General features: G+C 79.0%; 3 protein-coding genes. All 3 read right to left on the minus strand.

Annotated features, from left to right (window positions below):
• Nucleotides 1–950, minus strand: a 950-nt coding sequence (locus IDM29_RS16335) for a MoxR family ATPase (RefSeq protein WP_255500367.1), incomplete at its 3' end; no start/stop codon positions are given.
• A gap of 77 nt (nt 951–1,027) precedes the next feature.
• Nucleotides 1,028–1,612 (minus strand): hypothetical protein, encoded by a 585-nt coding sequence (locus IDM29_RS16340; RefSeq protein ID WP_182112483.1) that lies wholly within the window; start codon nt 1,610–1,612, stop codon nt 1,028–1,030.
• Nucleotides 1,609–2,297, minus strand: a 689-nt coding sequence (locus IDM29_RS16345; RefSeq protein ID WP_188037800.1) for a DUF4129 domain-containing protein, incomplete at its 5' end; no start/stop codon positions are given. The genes IDM29_RS16345 and IDM29_RS16340, both read right to left, overlap by 4 nt.

Genomic DNA, 2,297 nt, shown 5'->3' on the forward strand with positions numbered 1-2,297 from the left:
GGCACCGTCGCCGGCCCGGGCACGCGCGCCACGACCTCGGCCACGACGTCCTGCGCCGCAACGCCGGCCGCCCACGTCGCGGGCGTCAGGGTGAGCCGGTGCGCGAGGGCGGGCACCGCGACGGCCTTGACGTCCTCGGGCGCCACGAACGCGCGGCCCGACAGCACGGCGAGCGCGCGGGCGACGAGCAGCAGCGCCTGGGACCCGCGCGGCGACGCGCCGACGTCGACCGCGTCGTGCGCGCGGGTCGCGGCGGCCAGGTCGACGCAGTACAGGACGACGTCGTCGTCCACCTCGACCGCCTCGACGCCCGCCTGCATCGCGAGCAGGGTGGCGGGGTCCACCACGCGCTGCACGGGCGCGGCCTCCTGACGCCGGCCCAGGCGCCGGCCCAGGACGTCCGCCTCCGCCTCGCGGCCGGGGTAGCCGACGGCCAGCCGCACCATGAAGCGGTCGAGCTGCGCCTCGGGCAGGGGGTAGGTGCCCTCGTACTCGACCGGGTTCGAGGTGGCCATGACGTGGAACGGCCGCGCCATCGGGTACGTCTCGCCGTCGACGGTGACCTGGCGCTCGGCCATCGCCTCGAGCAGCGCGGACTGCGTCTTGGGCGCGGTGCGGTTGATCTCGTCCGCGAGCAGCAGGCCCGTGAACACGGGCCCCGGCCGGAAGCGGAAGGACGTGCTCTGCGGGTCGTAGACCGCCGAGCCGGTGATGTCGGACGGCAGCAGGTCGGGCGTGCACTGGATCCGCCGGAAGTCGAGCCCCAGCGCCGTCGCGAGGCTGCGGGCCGCCAGCGTCTTGCCGAGCCCGGGGACGTCCTCGAAGAGCACGTGCCCGCCCGCGAGGACCGCGGCGAGCGCGATGCGCAGCGGCTCGGCCATGCCGACGACGGCGGTGCCGACCTCGCGCAGCACGGCGTCGGCCCGGACGGCGACCTCGGACGGGGACAGCGGCGCGGCCTCGGCCGGCCCGACGGCGTCGGCGCCCGTCGGGGCGGCCGGCGGGGTGGGCGGCGGGGTGGGTGCGGTCACGAGGTGGGCCCTTCGGTCGGACGTGCTGGCGGTTCGGCGGGCGCGGGGGCGCCGAGGCGTTCGATGACGTCGACGCAGTGCGCGACGTCGGCGAGCGACGGCATCCAGCCGCCGGACGCGGTCAGGGCCGCCCAGGCGCGGTCCCCCAGCGCGGCGCGCGCACGGGCGCGGGCGCGGTCACGCGCCTCGTCCGGAAGCGCTCCGGCGGGCAGCGGCGTGAGGTCGTCGACGTCGGCGAGGTCCAGGCGCGCGAGGCGCCGGCCCGCGAGCCCGCGAAGGTGTCGCACGGCGGCCTCGCTCACGCGCCCGTCCCGGCCGACGAAGGCCCAGGTCAGGACGGACAGCTCGCTGCGGGTGCCGGCCGCGTCGTCCGGACGGCCCGGTCGCCACGGGTCCTCCTGGCCGCCCGGGAGCGCGAGCCACACCGTGGCCAGCACCAGGGTGACGAGCCCGACGAGGAGCGCGTCGACGGGGCGCAGGCCGACCCCGGCCCCGACCAGGCCCGCGACGACCGCGGCCACGAAGGGCCAGGCCCACCGGGGCAGGGCCCACCGGGGCAGGGCCGGCGCCAGCAGCCTCACGGGGCGTCACCTCGCTCGGCGAGGCCGGCGGCGAGGGTGCGCACCGCGGTCGTGGCCGCCGCGACGTCGTCCGCACCGAGCGGCTCCGTGCTGAAGCGGGCGCGCAGGTAGAGCGCCAGGAGCACGCGGCCGGCGGCCGGGTCGACGGGCGTGCGGTCCAGGACGTCGAGCGTGAACTCCGTGGGCGTGGCGGCGGGGTCGCGCGGGACGCCCGAGCGCTGGGCGGCCTCCTCGAGCGCGACCCAGGCGGCGATCACGGCGTCCGCGGGCGGGACGCGCGCGGCGAGGTGCGTGTCGGCGCCCCGGACGGCATCGCGCAGGGTCTGCAGGTCGGGCTCGGCCGCGCGCACGGACACCGTGCCCGCGCCCTCGACACCGGCGTCGTCGGGCGCGTCCTCGCCGCGGCGGGGCGGCAGGGCGCGGACGACCCGGTAGGCCAGGTAGGCCAGACCGGCGAGCGCCGCGACGGCGAGGACGACGCCCAGCCACGTCAGGTCCCACGGCTCGCTGTCGACCTGCTCGAGGGCCTCCCGGATCGGGTCCGGCTCGGGGGTCGCCGCGGGCGCCTGCGTCACGGCCGGCAGGGGCAGGTCCGCCCCGCGCAGGGGCGGGTCCCACGGCCCGGCGAGCGACGCGGCGAGGACGGCGGTGACCAGGAGCACGACGACGAGCGCCCCGCGCCCGA

The organism is Actinotalea sp. JY-7885, assembly GCF_014525465.1.
Taxonomy (GTDB): Bacteria; Actinomycetota; Actinomycetes; order Actinomycetales; family Cellulomonadaceae; genus Actinotalea.